Genomic DNA, 19,931 nt, shown 5'->3' with positions numbered 1-19,931 from the left:
TTGCGCCTTTTTTGTCTTTTAAAACCAGAGGTTCCAAGGAATTTTAGCTAAAACCAAAATTAAGGCGAGCGTATAAAAAATAGCAAGCATTTTAAATTTTGGCTTCGATACTAATTTCTTTTTATGCTTAGAGTAACCCATAGTTACTAAGGTCACAGCAATAATCATAGTTAACGGATGTTCTACAATGAGGTTTCTCAATTCCGAATTTTTCATGACTTCACCCATGCCACCTACTTCTTTAATAGTGCTGAAATAATCTTTTAAGAAGAAAAGTATGATGCCTATCAATAATTGAATGTGCATGGTAATCAGAGCAAATAACGAAATTCTAAAATCTTTCGCATCAAACTCCTTATTACCAAAAAACTTTATTAAGGCATTTAAAGTTGCCAGTACTAAGACTAACAATACAACATAAGCCCAACCGGAATGTATAAATTGAATTGTACTCATTAAATTAATGTTTAGAGTACAAAAATAGGAATTTGTAGAGGAAAGGAATTACTCCGAAATCGTAATTTTATGTTTTAATTCATTACCTAGTTCATCCACAACGGTAATCAAATGTTCGCCTTCTTTCGGCAAAACGGCCATATCATGAATATCTTTTGTACGGCCTACATATTGATTGTCAATATACCAGTAGAGTTCTAACTCTGGTTTTGAGTGTGCCACTTTAAGTACTAAATCATTGGTATGCCCGTCAAAATCCTTAGGTAAAAAAATAGTGTTTTGTTGATTGGGATAAATAAATTCCATACTTACGGCAAAGGATTCAGAACAATCGTTTCGATATGGAGGAAGTGCTTTATAGAATGGATTTTTGTTTTTAAAGTAATAAGCTTGCAAAGGGGGCAATACAAACCAAGGTTGATTATTGATATTTGAAACGTTCTCACAAGACGAGTTGACTTGAAACTGTCCAGAAACATCTAAATGAACCATTTTGTGAAAAGGGCATGGCTCCGTTTTTTGTCCACTAATTTGAATATGGCGCAATGCCGTTTCATCGCAAACAGAAGAAGCTCTGTAACCACTTTGCTTGCAAATAGTAACCTCCAGCATTTCATCGTAAGGTTTTGCAAACCAATCACTTTTAGGCAAAACATCAAAGACGTCGAACAAAATAGGAGCTGCAGTGTGTACGCCAACCAATCCTGGTCGTCCTTCACCATCAGCGTTACCTACCCAAACGCCAACTACATAATCCCTAGTGGCACCGATTGCCCAAGCATCTCTAAAGCCAAAACTTGTTCCCGTTTTCCAAGCAATATCTTGAGAAGAATCATAAAATTCCCAACTTTCATCGTGCTCAGGTCGGTTAACTTGTTTCATGCTTTCGAATGTGAGATATATAGAAGCCGCATCAAAAACAGATTTTTCATGTGTAAGCTTTCCAAAGTCGATTGTTTTTTTGGAGTCATAAATGGGTTGCACATACTCATTAGTAAAGTATTGACTAGAATTATCGCTAAAATGATTCAGTGTCGATGCCATGGCTGCATAACTTTTGCATAGATCCCAAAGGTTACTTTCTGCACCTCCAAGCACTAAAGACAAGCCATAGTGATTAGCATTGTATTTTAAATCCTTTAACTTTAATTGTTGTAAATAATGATAAAAACGGTCCAATCCAAAGTCTTGAAGCATACGTACTGCGGGCACGTTTAAAGAGCGCGATAATGCTTCGTTAGCATGTACGGCGCCATCATAGGAATTATCAAAATTCTCAGGTTGATAGTTTCCAAATTGTGTTGGGATATCCGCAACCAAGGTATTCGGTAATAAATCTCCAGAATCGAGCATCGCAGCATAAAGAAAAGGCTTTAATATGCTACCTGTACTTCTAGGTTTATCTATAATATCTACACTTTTTTGATGCGCTTTATCAGTTGGGGCGTTACCTATGTAGGTCAAAACTTTTCGTGTATTGACGTCTAAAACCAATACAGAAATGTTATAAATCTCATTTTGCTTCAAAAGCATGTAATGCTGTTTTACAATACCATTAGCTTGTTCTTGCAGATTTGCGTTTAATGTCGTTTTAATGTATTGGCCTTTATGGTTTTTAGAGACTTTTTGCAATAAGTGCGGTGCAATTTGAGGTAATGGATATGGTTTTTGTGGCAAATCCTCGGCAATGGAAAGTTCATAGGTCAATTCGTCGATAGTCTCATTTTCAAGTAGCTTTTTCAATAGGCGATTTCGTTTATCCAATAAACGCTTTTGATTTTTTCCAGGATAAATCAAACTGGGGGCGTTAGGCAATACAGCTAGCGTAGCACTTTCTGCCCAAGATAAGTTGGAAGCACTACGGTTAAAATACCTCCAAGAAGCAGCATCGACACCAACAACATTGCCGCCAAAAGGCGCATGACTTGCATAGAGTTTCAAAATGTCCTCTTTGGAGCATCTAAACTCTAATCGCGTTGCTAAAATGATTTCTTTAAATTTTTCCAGATACGTTCTCGATTGTCCTTTTCGAGAAAGGCGAATCACTTGCTGAGTGATAGTACTTCCCCCTCGTTTTACAGTGCCAGAACTCAAGTTGTCCTTAAATGCTTTAAAGATAGAGATGGGATTAAATCCAGGATGCTTGTAAAAGTATTCATCCTCAAAGAGTAGAATACAGGTTTTAAATTTATCTGGAACACTATCAGTTTCAGGAAACCTCCACTGCCCATCATCCGCTATTAATGCTCCTAATAATTCATTGGAATCACTGGTTATAATTGTAGCCGTTGGATCCTTAAATAAGTGGGCTGGTAAACAAAAATAATAGGCAATAAGTAGTGCGAAAGCCACGATAGACTTTACCTTATGTCGTTTTACAAACCGTATTAACCTATACATTTACTATACAAATGCTATATAAAAGCTGATTTAAGGACCTTCTCGTCGAAAAGAGCGGACATTACACAAATTTATCTATATATTTAAACGTGCAAAACCCTAGATTAGATCTTAAACTCCTTATATTTTTGTGTATTTCTCTGCTCTTTGGAGAGGTACATGCGCAACTCAATGCGACAACAATAGGTAATGCAGTGGATTTAGGCGGTAATTGTTATCGAATTACGCCTGATTTGCTCAATCAATCCGGTGGGGTATGGTATGACAATCCTATTGACTTCGATGAGGACTTCACCATTTATTATCAAAATAATTTTGGAATCAAAGATGTTAATGGAGCTGATGGTATGGCATTGGTATTTAAAAGAAATGCTACACCAGTAATTGGTGGTCTTGGTGGAGGTCTAGGCTATCAAGGTATTACGGAGTCTCTTATTGTTGAATTTGACACCTTTCAGAATGACGGTGGAGGTGTAGGGGCACTAGGTGACCCAGCTTTCGATCATATTGCCATTCAAAGAGATGGGGATCCTTTTCACAACAATCCTATAGCTAATTTAGCTGGACCTGTTCAAGCGAGTGCTACAAGTGGTAATATAGAAGATGGCTTAGATCATGAAATAAAAATACAATGGGACGCCACAGCACAACTGTTAGATGTGTATTTTGATTGCCAATTACGATTAAGTCTAAATTTTGATATTGAAGCTAATGTTTTTAATGGTGATGAGACTGTTTTTTTTGGTTTTGTAGGCTCAACAGGAGGCTTATCCAACTTGCATCAAGTCTGTTTTAATAGTATCACTTTTGTCGACAATCTATTATTTGAAGATCAAGACATATGCGTTGGGAACAGTTATAATGTTGATGCTACTGTACCTAGCGGCGACACCTACTCCTGGAGCCCTACGACGGGTGTTAGTAATCCCAATATTGCTAACCCAACACTATCACCAACTGTTACAACAACTTATACGGTTACCATTAGTGATGTCTGTGGGGAATCAACGACAGAATCTATCACCATTAATGTGCTTCCTACAGCAATCCCAGTTTTTGATCCCGTGAATCCAATTTGCGAAGGGGAAAACTTAGCACCACTACCTACAACTTCAAATAATGGGATTGTCGGGACCTGGAGTCCCGCACTAAATAATACAGCAACGACCACCTATACATTTACGCCAGACAATAATCCATGCGCTCCTCCAACGACCTTAGAAATTGTTGTAATACCTAACACAGCGCCGATATTTGATGCCGTAAATCCCATTTGCGAGGGAGAAAATTTAGCGCCATTGCCTACGACTTCTAACAATGGAATTACAGGGACTTGGAGTCCTGCTTTAGACAATACAAGCACAACAACTTATACTTTTACACCAGATGCTGGGCAAGGCTGTGTTTCAGAGACGACGCTAGACATTATTGTCAATCCTAATGTCACACCTATATTTGATGCGGTTAATCCGATTTGCGAAGGAGAAAACTTAGTACCACTGCCGACAACTTCAAATAATGGAATTACAGGCAGTTGGAGTCCTGCGCTAGATAATACGGCGACAACCATATATACCTTTACTCCAGACGCTGGACAGAACTGTGCGTTAGAAACGACGCTTGAAATTATGGTTAGCCCCAATGTAATACCCGTATTCGATGCGGTAAATCCGATCTGTGAAGGCGAAACTTTAGCGCCCTTGCCGACCACCTCTAACAATGGGATTATGGGCAGTTGGAGCCCGGCTTTAGATAACACAACCACCACAACGTACACGTTTACACCAGATGCTGGACAAGGCTGTGTTTTAGAAACGACACTAGACATTATTGTTAATTCCAATATCATTCCCTTATTTGATGCGGTAAATCCCATCTGTGAAGGCGAAACTTTAATGCCCTTACCAACAACTTCTAACAATGGGATTACAGGAACTTGGAGTCCGGCTTTAGATGAGACCGCTACAACGCTATATACGTTTACGCCTGATGCTGGTCAGAACTGTGTTTTGGAAACGACTCTTGAAATTATTGTCAACCCCCTTCCATCTCTGGTTGTACCGACGGCATTGGAGGTCTGCGACGACGGGATTCCTGACGGCCAGACGGCCATAGACCTTAGCCTAAAGAACTTTGAGATATCGGGCGGCAACCCAGCTTACTCGGTGACCTATTACCCGAGCCAGGCGGACGCGGATGCGGCGACCGACCCATTGCCGATCCCGTATACGAACATGAGCAACCCTGAGACTATTTTCGTGCGCGTCGAGGATACGGGCACGGGCTGTTACGCGACGACGTTGCTGGACCTTGTGGTGGAGCAGGCACCCGTTGCGAACGTCCCTGACGCTCTGCGCTACTGCGACCCGGACAACGACGGCTTCGGTCCTTTCGACCTAACGGCCGCCGACGGACAGATCACGGGCGGCGTTGCGGGCCTTACGGTGACCTACCACGAGACCTCCGCCAATGCGGATTCCGGTGCCAACCCTATCGATACGACGTTGCCCTACAACAATATATCCGCTTGGACGCAGACGCTGCACGCGCGTGTGGAGAGCAGCACGATAGCGACGGACTGCGCCACGGTGGTGGAGCTTGTGCTTATCGTCGAGCCGACGCCCCAGTTGGTGTCCCCTTCGCCCCTGGAGGAGTGCGACGACGTTTCGGCCGACGGCTTTGCGGTTTTCGACCTTACGGCTAGCGAGGACGAGCTCCTGAACGGCCTCGACCCGTTACAGTATACGGTTAGCTACCACCCGAGCGAGGCCGATGCCGAGGCTGGCACGGCGGGGATAGCCAACCCTAACGCCTACGTGAACACGACGGAGGATACGCAGACGCTTTGGGTACGCGTGGTCGACGGCAATACGGTGGAGGGCTGTTACAAGGTAACGAGCCTGGACCTTATCGTTCACCCGCTCCCGGTCCTTTTGCAGCCGGATCCCCTGGAGGTGTGCGACGTTGAGACGCCGGACGACGAACGGGAGCCCTTCACGCTGGAGGATGCCGGACCGGGCATACTCGGCGGCCAGACGGGTATAACGCTGAGCTATTACGAGACGGAGGCGGATGCCGAGAGCGGCACCTCTCCCATATCGAGCCCCTACGTGAACACGGTGAACGCCCAGACGGTTTACGTCAGGGGCGAGAACGAGATAACGGGCTGTTACGAAACGGTAACGCTTACGCTGAGGGTACTGCCCGTGCCCTCTCCTGAGCCTGACCCTACGCCTATAGAGGTGTGCGACGACGACAACGACGGCTTTGCGGAGTTCGACCTTGAGCTGCGCACGGTGGAGATCACCAACGGTGAGCCCGACGTGGTGATCACCTACCACGATACGCAGGAGTCCGCTGATGCGGGGGAGAACGCACTGGCGAGCCCCTATACGAACATCGTTGCGAACAGCCAGATGATCTACGTGCGCTCTGAGAACCTGCTAACGGGCTGCTACAGCCTCACGCAGGGGACCCTTGAGCTAATCGTGGTGCCCTCGCCACAGGTACCGACGTCCCTTGAGGACTTGGTGGTGTGCGACGACGACGGCGACGGTATCTCGCAGTTCGACCTTGGCGAACGCGATGGCGATATCCTGGGGGCCCAGGATCCCGCACAGGTGGTACTGACCCACCACGTGAGCGCTGCCGACGCGCAGACGGGCAACGCGCCCATCGGCAACCCCGGCAACTATACGAATACGACCAACCCCCAGACGCTATACATAAGGCTCTACGATCCCGCCACGGGCTGTTTCGACACGGGCGAGCTGGAGCTCCGGGTGGACCTTCCTCCGGTACCTGTGGTACCCGCGCCGTTGGAGCTCTGCGACGACCTCGGGGAGTCCCCTGGCGACGAGCTGACCTCTTTCGACCTTACGGTCAAGGACGTCGAGATCACGGGCGGCAATGCGAGCTGGTCGGTATCGTACTACGAGACGGACGCTGACGCTCAGCTCCAGGAGAACGCGATAGGCGACCCTACGGACTATACGAACACCTCGGTGGGGGGGCTACCGGCTAACCCCCAGACGCTTTACGCCGTGGTTACGGACACGGACACGGGCTGCGTTGCCTATACGACCCTTACGATCCGTGTGCTGCCCAACCCTACGCCCACGCCCAGCGACCAGTTGCCGGACCTCGTGCTGTGCGACGATACCAATACGGGCGACGGCCGGGAGGTCTTCGACCTTACGGAGAACGAGGTACTGCTCCTCAACGGGGAGGCCGGCGTAACGCCGAGCTACCACGAGACGGCGGAGGATGCCGATACGGGGGATAACGCCATAGCGGACCCGACACAATATACGAACACGGACATACCGGAACAGGCGATCTACGTCAGGGTAACCAACGACGTTACGGGCTGCTACACGGTGGTGGATTTTGCCGTCAGGGTGGACCCGCTCCCGGAGGTTGTTGCGGTGACGGACTTTATCCAGTGCGAGCTGAACACTGACGGCTTCGCCGGCTTCGATCTTACGGTCAAGGACGCTGAGGTGCTGAACGGTCAGGACCCGGGCGTGTTCGAGGTGAGCTACCACGAGAGCCTTGCGGACGCGGAATCGGGCATGAACGCCCTTGTGAGCCCCTATACGAACATAATGAACCCCCAGGAGATCTACGTGACGATCACCAACAACGTAACGGGCTGTTCGATCAGCACGCAGCGCTTCGACCTTAGGGTTGACGAGGCTGCGCAGGCGAACCCTGACATGGTTGAGATCGTTTACGAGCTGTGCGACGACGCCATGGAGACGGACGGCGACCCGACGGACGACAGCGTGCAGTTCGACCTTTCGACGCGCGACGCGGAGGTATTGGACGGCCAGGACCCCGTGGGCTATCTGGTAACGTACTATGCCACGGAGGAAGATGCCGACCTAGGCGTGAACCCGCTGCCGAACCTATACGAGAACATTGTCAACCCGCAGGTGATCTATGCTAGGGTGGACAACGAGATCGGCGATTCGATCTGTTTTGCTGTGGCCCCCCTGACGCTTCAGGTGAACCCGTTGCCGGTGGTGGTGTTCGAGGAGAGCTACATATTGTGCGTGAATACGAACGGTACGGAGGTATTGGATCCCCTGGTGTTGGATACGGGGCTATCGGCCGTGGACTATAGTTTCGAGTGGATCCTCGACGGTACGGTACTGGCGGGCGAGACGGGCCCGACGCTGGCCCCAACGCAGGGCGGTATCTATGGCGTTACGGTCACGGATATCACGACCTCGACGCAGACGAGCTGTATGAACATGGCCATAACGGAGGTTATCGAGAGCGAGCCTCCGGTGTTGACCGCTGGGGTAACGACACAAGCTTTTTCGGAAAACCACGTTATAGAAGCAGTGGCCACCGGTCCCGGGGACTACGAGTACAGCCTTGACGGCGGGCCTTGGCAGTCCAGCGGTACGTTTGCGGACGTATCGGCGGGGGAGCACGAGGTTACGGCTAGGGACAGGAACGGCTGCGGCCTTACGGTGGTGAGCGTTTTCGTGCTTGACTACCCGAGGTACTTTACGCCGAACGGCGACGGGAACCACGAGACGTGGAACATAGCGGGTATCGGCAGTAGTGCAAAAATTTATATATTTGACCGCTACGGGAAGCTGTTGAAGCAGTTGAGCCCTACGGGCCCGGGCTGGGACGGAACGTTCAACGGCCAGTTGATGCCCACGAGCGATTACTGGTTCCTGTTGGAGTACGACGAGCCGTTGACGGGACAGCGCAGGGAACTGAAGGCCCATTTTACCTTGAAACGATAAATACAAAGTATGGTTAAAGTTCTAGTTAGAAACATTAGTTTTTTTGGCCTTCTACTTTTGTTGTTTACTTCATGTTCCCCATTAAAGCGATATGCTCACACTTCAGAGCCTTGGGAACCACAAATCAAAGAATTTGAAATATTAGACAAGACCGAAACTTTTCCTGATGACTATATACTTTATTTAGGAAGTTCAAGTATTCGTCTTTGGGACTCTATTCATAAAGATATGAACCCTTATCATTCTGTAAAAAGAGGGTATGGTGGCGCTCATTTTTATGATTTAATTCAATTTACGGACCGCCTTGTAACTCCGCATAAAAGTACGAGAGCGATCGTGTGTTTTGTAGCTAATGATCTTACAGGGGTTTGGGATGAACCAAAGGTTAAGATAACACCTCATCAGGTTAAGCGTTTATTCGTATACTTTACGAAGCAAGTCAAAAAAATTGCACCTGAGACTCCTATTTTTTTAATCGAAATTACCCCAACACCAAGTCGATGGAATATCTGGGATAAAACGTTAAAGGCAAATGATCTCATGAAGGCCTATTGCGAAAGTAAAGAGAACCTTTATTTTATAACGACGAGTCAGGAGTTTTTAGATAAACATCAACAACCAAGACCAGAGTTATTTATTGAAGATCAGTTACACTTAAACAGAGACGGTTATAAACTATGGGCTCAAATTATTAAGTCTAATTTAGATAGGTATCTGGATTAGTATATGGACAAAGCCACTTTTTAAATTTGAAATTCATATTCTCGTTCAACTTTACAAATGCGAACATTATACCAATTGTACCATTGCTCTCGCCCTTTTTGTTGCGCTAACAGATGTTCTGTATTTGCTTTCCAATTTTTAATAGCCTCTAAACTTTCCCAATAACTTACTGTAATACCTACATCACTTCTTGCACTATCAATTCCTAAATAGCCTTTTTGTTCTTTGGCTAGATGCTCCATCTTTGTTGCCATTTCTGAATAACCTTCGGTATTTTCGGAATGGGTAGATGTAAATATTACAGCAAAGTATGGTTTAAAAGTTTTCATATTTATTTTTTTGACTCTCTATATTGATACTTATCACCTTTGAACACTAAATAATGTGACATGCCCAACGGGTCATTATTACCTTTAATTTCTGTGATTAAATACCACTTTTCATTTTCAATATGTCTTGGGTTTTTCCAATCAATTTCTATGAAATAAGGTTGAACTTTCATTACAGATTCAACACTTAGGTCTCCTTCAAGATTATCCGCCCATTCAATAGTTTCGTTATAGTAGTTTTTACAACCGAACAAGAAACTAAGTAGTAGCAAGATAAATAACTTGCTTAAGCGCATCATCGAATCAAGTTTTAGGCATTTCAAATTCAATGATTTTTTCTGTGATGTTATCTTCAAAATCAGTCAATATAAATTTAATAAAAACACGATTAGTCGATACACTAACCGGAAAATCTTTGATATGGTCTATAGTCCTTACATAAGCCAACCAATCTTCTCCGCATTTATCGACCACATCTTCCTTTAAATCCTTGGTAGCCGTTTCTATAAAGTCTATCCAATCTTTTTCAGAATAAGATAAGGTTTGAAACGTGTTTGACTTTAATTGCTTGAGCGGCTTCCATTCGGTGTCGAATTGCTTCCATTCATTCGAGCTGCATTTAGCATCAGCGCTCATAAAAGAAAAACTATTTTCATAGCGTTGAAATAAACTCACTTGCTTATAATCATTATCGATTAATACAATTTGTTTGCCTTCAGGAGTATCACTAATATCTACATTGACTATTGCCTTATCCTCATATTTTAAGTCATGCGTTCTTTTGTAATCACTTGTGGCTACATTTTTAATTTCAACCTTTAGATGGTCTAAATCAACCCTAATGGTTCTGGCGATTTTATTCGGTGATAAATAACCGTCAAACACATAGCCAATATGAATTCTGGTTTCTACTTTGACCCACTCGCCACTTACTTTTTTACCGGCATCAAGAATGACCAGTTTTTTATCCGTTTTTTCGAGAATACCAATAGCTTCACCATAGGCTAATTTACTTAGCATTTTGGCACTGATATCTGGCTGTTCTCTAAGGGATAAACCGCTTTCTGCAGCTACGTAAGCTTCTTCTTGTTGTGCGGTCACTACTGCTAGATGGCATACAAATCCAATCGCTAAAATCATTTTTAAATAATTCATAATACTTGTTTTTAAGAGTTAAACATTTTAGCGGTTTGTTCTCTTAGGATGCTTGCCTGTCGACCGACAAGGTGTTTAGTTTAATTTTGTCATTCTGAACTTTAGAGATTGCCACGTCATTCCTTCCTCATTCCTCGCAATGACAAGTGGCCTCTCACATTATTTTTTGACCGTGACCCATTGCCCCTTATTTCTCACCAAATAATCATCATTATCGTACATCGCTTCGGCTTGTGTTCCAGGTAGATAATAGGTTCCTAGATAAGAGGCATTGAGCATCACCGTAAAGGTTTTGGTACCGTATTTTCCTTTCCTCTTCATATCAAAATAGAAATTGACACGGTCGTCTCTAATGTCCGTATATCTCGCCTTACTTACTGTCGTATCTCCAAAATCGGTAAAACGCGTATTCACAATTTCCCAACCTGATGGAAATAGTTGTGTTAATGCTACGTCATTGACATTATTGCTAGTTAAGTTTGAAATGCTAACTGTTGCCATAAAATCTTGCCCTTGTTGTAAATTAGAAACATCGATTTTATTGCCTTGTAAATCCTTATAAACGGTCGAAATTGAAAAGCCTCGTTGCACAGCTAATTCTTCACCTAATTTTAGCTTCCCTGAGTTGAGTATGCGCACATAGACCACATTATCTCTTTCATTTGTAATGGCCAGTTGATTGGCTCCATCCTTAATTGAGATTTGGCGCTGACCCATACCATTTTTAGTAGCAATGGTTTCTGTTTTACCATTAATTGTGTAGGTCAATTTTAAATCTTTTCCTCCATTTTGAGTGATTAATTTTCCCATGGCTAGTAAACTATAGGCTGTAGTTTGTGTGCTCATCCATCGATTACTCGATAAAGATTTGGCAATGGATTTGGCCAAGTCTACTTTTTTAGAGTCATCCGTGAGTATCATCGTTTCTAAGGCCATTGCTCTATTTCTATGTAGTGAGCCATAGGTATAGCTATCCGATTTTGGAGGTTGGAAATCAATATTAGCTGTTTTAGAAATGGCGTCACTAGCTTCTTTCTGGCCCGCCAAAGCGTAAGCTGCCGCTAATCTCCATTTGGCGTCATTGGAAATCTCTTCAAACTCTCTGAGTCGATTCATGCTTGCTAAATCTGGACTGCCTGCTAAAGCCAATGTATATAATCGGTAAGCCTGAGCTAAATCACTATTATAGGTTCTATAACTAGGTCTCCAATCACGTGCAGCTTGTCTTTGGTAGGCTATCCAATTACTCTTAAAAGTTAACGGCAAAACAAATCCTTTGTTCTCAGCTTCAATCATAAAATGACCTGCATAACTGGTTCCCCAATCACTAGCCGTATTTTCACCCATCCAATAGCCTAATCCTCCGTCGGGGTTCTGAAAATTCCCTAAACGTCTAATCCCATTTTCAATATTGCGCTGCACTTCTTTTTTCTTTTTCTCGGTGAGATCAAAAATGTCAGCTAAGTACAATTGTGGAAACACACTCGAAGTCGTTTGTTCCACACAACCATGAGGATAACGAATTAGATAGGCCATACGTCTTGAAAAGTCCATTGGAGGTAAAGTTGAAAATTCTACGATTGCCGAATTGGTTCCTGGGACTCCAAAGGTGGAAAAGTCAATCGTTGTGTTGTCATTGGCTAGCAATTCCTTATCGATAATCCTTGAGGTCATGGGGTTTGGATTCTCAACATCGATTTCTACTTTGTAAGTCGATGTTTCTCCATGGCCAGTAGCTATAACTTCAATGGTATTAATACCTTTTGCTTTGGTTACATCCAACTCAAAGTACACCATCTTTTCATCGGGTTTGCTAAATTTTAGGGATTGCGTTTTATTCCCTTTTACAGTGATACCATCACTAAGTTTTAAAGCAAGGTTGACATTTTTTACTTTGTTTTCCATCGTAAAAACGGTTACTGGAAGGGTCACTTTTTCACCCGGACTTAACTTTCTTGGTAAGGTTGCCAATATCATTAATGGTTTTTTGACTTGCACAGACTTTTCAGCACTGCCATAAGCTTCCTTGGCATTGTTGCCAGCAACGACCATAGTCCGCACGGCACCCACATAGTTGGGCATTTTTAGTTGATGTGTTTTGGTTTGACCTTCCTTCAATACGAATGGTCCTAAATAGGTCACTACGGGTTTAAAGCGGTTAGCTTTTTTATTTTTGCCTTTGGCCGCAGCACCATCACCACCAATTGCAAAAACTTGATCGATACTACCTGAATAGGCGCCAATAACATCGTCAAAAATATCCCAAGTTTTTACACCTAGAGCTTCACGTGCATAAAAGCTGTTCCAAGCATTTGGTGTTTTAAAACGTGTTAAATCCAATAGCCCTTCCTCAACGACAGCAATCGTATAGGTCATCGATTTATTATTTTTTTCAGACACTTTTATGTCGTAGGACTGTTCTGGCCGTATGACGTCTGGCATATTAATCTGTGGCTCTAGTTTTGTGGATGGATTCTCTACCATCATAGGAATGACCCCATATAGACGAATGGGTAAATCGTTAGAGGTTATGGCATGTGGTTGTAATAGCGAAATATTGATAAAAACATTTGGTGCCATTTCTGAAGTCACGGGGATATCAACCGTCGTTTCGCCAGGTTTTGTTTTTATCCATTGATGTTGCAAGACTTCTGTTCCGTTTTCTATACTTACCAAAGCTCTACCTTCGGAACCTGAAGGGAAGGTCAATTTCGCTACTTCACCAACATTATAGTTGTCTTTATCTGTCGAGAACACCAACATTTTGGCCGCATCCTTATCCCTCGAGGTCGGATTAGACCACCAATTTTTATAAAAATAGGCTGTACGTCCCGTAGCATGTCCACTGGCAGGATCTACGATTCTGATTAAGTAACGACCACGATCATTTTCGGGGATATTGACTTTAAAATTAGCTTTTCCTTGGGTATCCGTATGGATGACATATTGCTGTACGGGTCTGTGATAATTGCTAGAAACGTAACTCGAAAGATTATCGTACGATGAGTTCCACCACCAGCGCCATTCAATTTTATAGATTTTGACCTCTAAGTTTTGACGTTGAACAGGTTTTCCGTCTGCGCTTACAGTGGCAATATCAAACTTGTGATCTTCTCCTGTATAATAAGAACCGTAACGACTTCCATCGGGTGATCTTAAACCTACAAAACTGTCATAAGGAGCATAGGGTACGGAAAAAGCATCGAGCGAAAAATCACCGCCATTTTCAAACGCTCTTACTAAGAATTGTGCATTTAGCATACCTGGTGCATTCTTGCCAATATTTAATTCCGAATCTACTCTCGCATTGCCGTCAGCATCTAAATTACCTTCAAAGACATTGGTGTCTTCTGAAGTAAATTGTTTTATGGGATCATTGAAGATATAGTTATTGTAGCCTTCAAAGCTTGTTGTCTTATTGGTGAATTTTGCCTTGATTTCAGCTTTAAGATGTTTTGCTGGTGCCCCATGTAACCAAGTGACATTTAAATCTCCTTGCAGGGGTTTATTATTCGTGAGGACTTTATCTTTGAAATCGATCTTAATCTTTAAACGATTGGGTTTTACCGTTTCGATTTTTAGGTTTTTAGAAAAGTTGGCTCCTCCAACTGAGACCTTGGCATTGTAATTCCCGGTTTTGTAATCTGATGACGTAGGAACTTTAAAATCAAAGAAATTATTAACATTATCTATGGACACTTTTCGGTAAACGAGTTTGCCCACAGGATCTGTAATTTCTAATTTTACAGGATGACGTTTTGGGAGTTGGTTCGCTTTATCGTTAAGAACAAAGGTTAAAAATAAACTATCACCAGGTCGCCACACGCCGCGTTCACCATATATGTAACCTTTTAAACCACGTTGTAATCTGTTTCCTGAAACATCGAACTTACTGAGCGATAATGAGTTGCCGTCAAACAGTTTGACATAGCTCACATTTTTGCCTTTTGAAACGATGGCAAATGCCGCTCGTTTTTTAGCATTAACTTCAACAATACCATCCGTATTTGTGGTACCATTTACGAGTTCTTGCTGTTGGTAGTTGTATAAGGTGACTTTTGCTCCACGTTCTGGATTGGTCGATAGCATATCGGTAACGGCAAAGAAATAGGTGTTGTTCTGGCCTTGTTTTGCAATAACCCCTAAATTAGAACCTATAAGATTTGCCGCCACAGTTCTATTACTATAATTGAAGTAAGAATCTGTACATGGGTTATCTCTGTCTCTCCAGCGGTAATTGGTGTTTCGGTAACTGTAGCTTAAGTTATCCCAATAGCGTTCTTCCCTGAGCTCCTGCTCCTCTTCGCTCACATCATCGGACGCATAAAAATCGTCTTCATAGTAATCATCGTAATAATAATCGTCCTCATCAATGGCTGTAGTTTCTGCATTGGATGTGCAATCATATAGGGAATACTCGCGCTTAATACTGAGTTCTATGCGGTAGATGGATCCAGGGTCTGCGCTTAAATATTTTGATAAATCGATGCTGTAGGCTTTCCATTTGCCCGTATTTTGGGAGGCGTCATCAATGAGTGTGATGGTTTCTTTTGCAATGCGTCGTCCTACACGTTTGATGCTATTTTCATAATTACTGTTCATATCGTTTTCTTGAAGGAACTGCAGAACATTGTCATTGAATATTTTGATAATTCTCACATCGACCTTGCTAAGGTTGACGGCTTCAAAATTGAATTTTAAATCTTGGGAGTTTGGTAGAATGGAACCGTTGCTAATTAAGCGAACTTGTGGTTTTAATTCTTCAAAGGTTAAGGTTTGTGTGAAGGGACTTTTGAGTCTATAGTCATCTGTGCTCTTAATTCCCGTAAACACATCAACTCTTATATCTCCTACTAATTTAGTATCGGGATACACTTTTAAGACATTGCCATCGACGATATATTTTGGGTCTTTTACATTTTGCAGCGTCACTAATCCGGCAAAATTCTGTTGCGTTTTCAGGGGATCGGAAAAGTTAATCGATAAGTATTGCTCTGGATTTTGAATAACAGCGGTTTCTACAATCGTAAAGTTGTTCTTGCCGGGAATTGAAATAAAGTTCTCCCCTTTGTTTTCTGCTTTAATGGCTTTGCCATTCCAAGCGACCTTGACCTTGCTATCCTCAACTTGACGTTGTATGCTGTCAATTCTAAATTCAAAATACTTTGAAGGCTCAGTGACTTCCAACCATACCATATCGAGGTCTTTTTTGTGCTGTGAAGCCGAAACCAATTGTTTGGCATCTTCTAATGTTATAAGATCTGAAGATCTTAAAGTACCTAAGACATATTGCCATTCTTTGCTGTAGGATTGCAGATTATTGGTAACAATATTAAAACTTGGTTTAATGGTTTTAAACCTAAACGTGTAGTATTCAAATTCATTAGGAATATCTTTATAAATCTCACTTAACCTCACGGTTACCGTATATTCTGTATTAGGGTCTAAAGGTTCATCTGGAGTAAATAATAAGGTGTGTTTATTTAGTGTCTTTAACCTACCTTGTACATAAGGATGTGTCTTTACCAATTTGGTTTCTAACTCCTGTTCTCCTTCCCAACCTTCAACTGCTTTGGCCAAATTAATCTTAATCGGTTCTATAACCGATACGCGTCCTGAGGTGGTATAACTGATATAATCCCGATACTTAAAGATGTTATCGGTTGCTTCTGGCTTTTTTTGACATGAGATGGCTAACGCGATGATGATAACGAAAGCGAGATACGTTTTGACCTGCATAGTTGTTGATGGATTTAAAAAATAAACTTCGATTTAAAGAAGGTAGGTGCTTTCTTGTTAATTAAGTACGCCAGTTTTTATTTCCTTAGATTTTGGTAAGCTGTTAAATTGTTCTTAAAGTTACAAAATAGGGCTTTACACCATTTTATCCCGATTCCGATAGCTATTGGGACTATCGGGTTGAAATAGTATTGCGTAGTTTTTATAGTTGCAATGATCAAGAGCTCTCGATACATCCCGACGTTCACAGTCGGGACACTCGAACAGACATTTCAACTTATTTAAGCCTTTGCGTAATCAAGGAATCTACTTTTCGAGATTGTTTTATGGTTCTATTAAATTGAAATGTTATCTCATTTTCAATACTCATTATGATAATGATATTATTTCTAAAGCTTAAAGACTTAAGTGTATCATAAGAGGTAATTTCTAAGGAATTAAAATCGATATCTTCTTTAAGGGCTTCAAAAAAGTTTTCAATTTTAATATCTATACCTTTTTCTGAGATTAACTGAAGGTCATTTTGATAGGCTTGTAGAGTTGATAGTTCTTTATTGAGTTCGGAAAACTCTGAATTATAAATATTAATATAATTGATAAGATTGCTTTGCGTAAAGGTATAAGATGTTGATCTAAAGGTGTCAGAAAGAAAATGTCGAATACTATCCTTATGCTGCTCTAGGTCTTTTTTTGCTAAAAACAGATTAAAATCGTTCAAGAGTTTTGGGATTTCTTTTCTGTACAACACGTCGCTTTGCATAGTTTCCAGGTTTATTTGATTTTCTTCCTGTAATTTTTGAATCAGCACACGTTCATTATCTTGAGATTTTTTGTCTTCGTTCCAGTTGTTAATGCCGAGAGCTATCAAAATACCAATAACGACAAGGAGTATTTCTCCAATGGCATATTTAAAGTATTTCCCCATGTTGTTTTCTTTTATTAGTGAACGACGTATATGACTAAAGAATTTAATCATATTAACTATTGTCCTAGTTCTTTATTTAGCATGAGGTGCAGGTCATGGACGCGCTGACGTGCCCACTGTATGGCGTTAATATGGTCTGACCGAAGTGTTATCAGAACATTAAGGAAGTTTCCAAATTCTGCGTTGCTCTTTAATGCCTCATAATTATTAGGTTTTGCAGTTTCATCACCCCATTCATTACTTCTTCTTATATACCCAACCATCATGCGTTGTGTTGTGTTTTGACTGAAACCCCATTCCCAAGCGCCATAATCATCAATAATTCGTTGAAATTCAAAATCATACACATTAATAATTTTGGCTTTTAAACTGTCGTTACTAAGCCTATCCATACCCTTCACCTTTAGGGTTTCATAGGATGTTTTGGGTAAATAAGGGACGTGAAAAAGGTCTAAATTAGCAAATGCAGTATCTAGAACTTTTGAATAGGGAAGATCATTGACTAAATGCCTTTGAATTTGCTTTAAATAAGTCACGGTTTTTTGATTATAAACCATTACAGTATCTAATTCTGCTACGGAGAAAGCCACATCTTTTCTAAGTTCTTTAAGTAGTTTTATTTCTTCAGCTTTTAATTTTTTGTTTTCATTCCAGTTGTTTACCTCAAGGGCCAATAGAATACCAATCATCACTAGAAGTATTTCTCCAATAGCGTATTTAAAGTACTTTCCCATTTTGTTTTGGTTGATTAGTTTGTGACGAATATGACGGAAGAATTTAATCATAAAGGTATGTTTTGTCATTCAAAGCCAAGACAATATTGGCTTGGACGAAGTATCTTAAGTGGGATTCCTCCATGCAGCCATATATTGCAACGCTGTCGTAATAACATTGGATATAACGGAGAAACTTAATCACGACTATCCTCAATACGTTGTATAAGATTTAAAATGAGCACTTTAAGATCCCTGTAAGCGGCAATATTGCCGTCATGATACTCTAATCGTGCAAAGATGTGGTTCTCAAACTCTTGGTCGTATAACATTTTATAGTTGTTATCTTTATATAGGGTGGATGGGTCAACATTATCAAAAATATGGGGAATCCCCGAAGAATTTCTATAGTTAAAATGTTGATTGAGGTAAGGTACAAATAATGAATTGAGATCGTCATTAGAAATTCTCTCGCGTAAAATGATTTTACTATTTTCGGTGCTTAGATTATATATGGCTTCTCTGATGTCATCATCTTTAATTAAGGACATATCGCCGTTTTCCCTTCCTTCTGTAATGATGTTGAGATTTAGGTTTAAGTGAAAATCAAAGTAATTATTCCGTACTAGCTTATTGATTTTATTTTCGAGGTCAACCGTATCTTTTCCACCAATAATGGGTAGCAACTGAAGGGATTCGATATAGCGTATTTCAAAATCATTGGCCACGTAATCTATTCTTTCAATATTCTTCCTTAGTTGGTTGATCAAGCGTTCTAGATATCTATCGGCTTTATTTTCCTCAATTCTATGGGTATTCCAATTATTGATTTGTAGTGCAATCAGAATGCCAATAACAACCAAGATGATTTCTCCAATAGCGTATTTAACATACCTGCCCATTTTATTTTCTTGGATTAGTGATTTACGTATATGACGAAAGAATTTAATCATCAGTTAACTTTTGAATTGAGCTGTTCTTCTATAATATTAAGAATGACTTTAATATCTTTTTTTAAGCGAGAATAGTAAGCTGAAGATGTGGTTTTACTAACGGCTTGATAAAGAATTAGATTATTTTCTAACTCGAATGATTGGAATATTAATTTTATATCGGCATTAGAAAATTCGGATTTCCCGGAAACTTTATAACCGACGGCTTCAAAGAGTGGTCTATAACTAATGGTTTTCGAAATTAACTCTCCGATATTGCTATTGACGTTATTACCAATATTTTCTTGTTTCGAGATAATATCTAAATAGGTACCAAAATCTGCAATGCTTTGTCTCAGCTCGGTATTGCTGATTTGCTTTAGGCTACCTGAGCTGATAAGCTCGGTTTGTACAGCCATGGTCGGGTTAAAGCTAACATCATATCTTAAGGTACTTCCCAGGGACTGCGCTATATATTCGGATGGGATGGTGTCTAATTTTGCAGTTTCAAAGAACGTGAGGATTTCATCTAATTGAATGACGAGCTTGTCGCACTTTGAAATAGACGTATCTAACGCATTTAAATTTGCGGTGAATTCGGCCTTTAGGGACTCTAGGTAGGTTACTTCTATCTGACGAGCTTTATTACTTTCATTCCAATTGTTAATCTGTAGCGCAATCAGGATTCCGATAACAACGAGTATAATTTCGCCGATAGCATATTTAAGGTATTTGCCGGTCTTATTTTCACTCATAAGATCATATCGTATTTTACGGAAGAATTTAATCAT

General features: G+C 41.6%; 14 protein-coding genes and 1 pseudogene. 3 read left to right on the top strand and 12 right to left on the bottom strand.

What is annotated here, in order from left to right:
* Positions 1-18 precede the first annotated feature (18 nt).
* Entirely contained in the window at positions 19-456 is a 438-nt protein-coding gene (locus ACO052_RS02345; protein WP_422106410.1) for a hypothetical protein, read from the bottom strand.
* 48 nt (positions 457-504) lie between these two features.
* Positions 505-2,856, bottom strand: a complete 2,352-nt coding sequence (gene pbpC / locus ACO052_RS02340; protein WP_422106409.1) for a penicillin-binding protein 1C — start codon at positions 2,854-2,856, stop codon at positions 505-507.
* A gap of 89 nt (positions 2,857-2,945) precedes the next feature.
* Here pbpC and ACO052_RS02335 point away from each other — a divergent pair.
* Positions 2,946-3,599 (top strand): annotated as a pseudogene (locus ACO052_RS02335) (L-type lectin-domain containing protein); the annotation flags it as partial.
* Positions 3,600-4,027: 428 nt separating this feature from the next.
* Here ACO052_RS02335 and ACO052_RS02330 read toward each other — a convergent pair.
* On the bottom strand, positions 4,028-4,219 hold the full coding sequence (locus ACO052_RS02330) for a hypothetical protein (RefSeq protein WP_422108103.1): 192 nt from the start codon (positions 4,217-4,219) through the stop codon (positions 4,028-4,030).
* A gap of 6 nt (positions 4,220-4,225) precedes the next feature.
* Positions 4,226-4,777 (bottom strand): hypothetical protein, encoded by a 552-nt coding sequence (locus ACO052_RS02325; RefSeq protein WP_422108102.1) that lies wholly within the window; start codon positions 4,775-4,777, stop codon positions 4,226-4,228.
* An 88-nt stretch (positions 4,778-4,865) separates the two neighbouring features.
* Here ACO052_RS02325 and ACO052_RS02320 point away from each other — a divergent pair, with 88 nt between their 5' ends.
* Together ACO052_RS02320 and ACO052_RS02315 are read left to right on the top strand one after the other, a co-directional pair.
* Positions 4,866-8,624 (top strand): T9SS type B sorting domain-containing protein, encoded by a 3,759-nt coding sequence (locus ACO052_RS02320; RefSeq protein WP_422108029.1) that lies wholly within the window; start codon positions 4,866-4,868, stop codon positions 8,622-8,624.
* A gap of 9 nt (positions 8,625-8,633) precedes the next feature.
* Complete coding sequence (locus ACO052_RS02315; protein ID WP_422106408.1) at positions 8,634-9,347, top strand: GDSL-type esterase/lipase family protein; 714 nt, start codon at positions 8,634-8,636, stop codon at positions 9,345-9,347.
* Positions 9,348-9,367: 20 nt separating this feature from the next.
* Here ACO052_RS02315 and ACO052_RS02310 read toward each other — a convergent pair whose 3' ends face one another.
* The 8 genes from ACO052_RS02310 to ACO052_RS02275 all read right to left on the bottom strand — a co-directional run bounded on the left by ACO052_RS02310 (position 9,368) and on the right by ACO052_RS02275 (position 19,931).
* A complete protein-coding gene (locus ACO052_RS02310) occupies positions 9,368-9,676 on the bottom strand; it encodes an antibiotic biosynthesis monooxygenase family protein (protein ID WP_422106407.1) in 309 nt (102 codons plus the stop codon).
* 2 nt (positions 9,677-9,678) lie between these two features.
* On the bottom strand, positions 9,679-9,975 hold the full coding sequence (locus tag ACO052_RS02305; RefSeq protein WP_422106406.1) for a hypothetical protein: 297 nt from the start codon (positions 9,973-9,975) through the stop codon (positions 9,679-9,681).
* A gap of 4 nt (positions 9,976-9,979) precedes the next feature.
* A complete protein-coding gene (locus ACO052_RS02300; protein WP_422106405.1) occupies positions 9,980-10,831 on the bottom strand; it encodes an SH3 domain-containing protein in 852 nt (283 codons plus the stop codon).
* Between the two features lie 159 nt (positions 10,832-10,990).
* Positions 10,991-16,570, bottom strand: coding sequence for an alpha-2-macroglobulin family protein (locus ACO052_RS02295; protein ID WP_422106404.1), 5,580 nt, complete (start codon positions 16,568-16,570; stop codon positions 10,991-10,993).
* A 277-nt stretch (positions 16,571-16,847) separates the two neighbouring features.
* On the bottom strand, positions 16,848-17,495 hold the full coding sequence (locus ACO052_RS02290) for a DUF6090 family protein (RefSeq protein WP_422106403.1): 648 nt from the start codon (positions 17,493-17,495) through the stop codon (positions 16,848-16,850).
* A gap of 56 nt (positions 17,496-17,551) precedes the next feature.
* Entirely contained in the window at positions 17,552-18,280 is a 729-nt protein-coding gene (locus tag ACO052_RS02285) for a DUF6090 family protein (RefSeq protein ID WP_422106402.1), read from the bottom strand.
* A gap of 125 nt (positions 18,281-18,405) precedes the next feature.
* Entirely contained in the window at positions 18,406-19,161 is a 756-nt protein-coding gene (locus ACO052_RS02280) for a DUF6090 family protein (protein ID WP_422106401.1), read from the bottom strand.
* On the bottom strand, positions 19,161-19,931 hold the full coding sequence (locus tag ACO052_RS02275) for a DUF6090 family protein (protein ID WP_422106400.1): 771 nt from the start codon (positions 19,929-19,931) through the stop codon (positions 19,161-19,163). Before ACO052_RS02275 ends, ACO052_RS02280 begins: the two co-directional genes overlap by 1 nt.

Origin of the sequence: Winogradskyella sp. (assembly GCF_965228925.1) — a bacterium.
Taxonomy (GTDB): Bacteria; Bacteroidota; Bacteroidia; order Flavobacteriales; family Flavobacteriaceae; genus Winogradskyella.
This window is presented reverse-complemented; position numbering and strand designations above follow the sequence as displayed.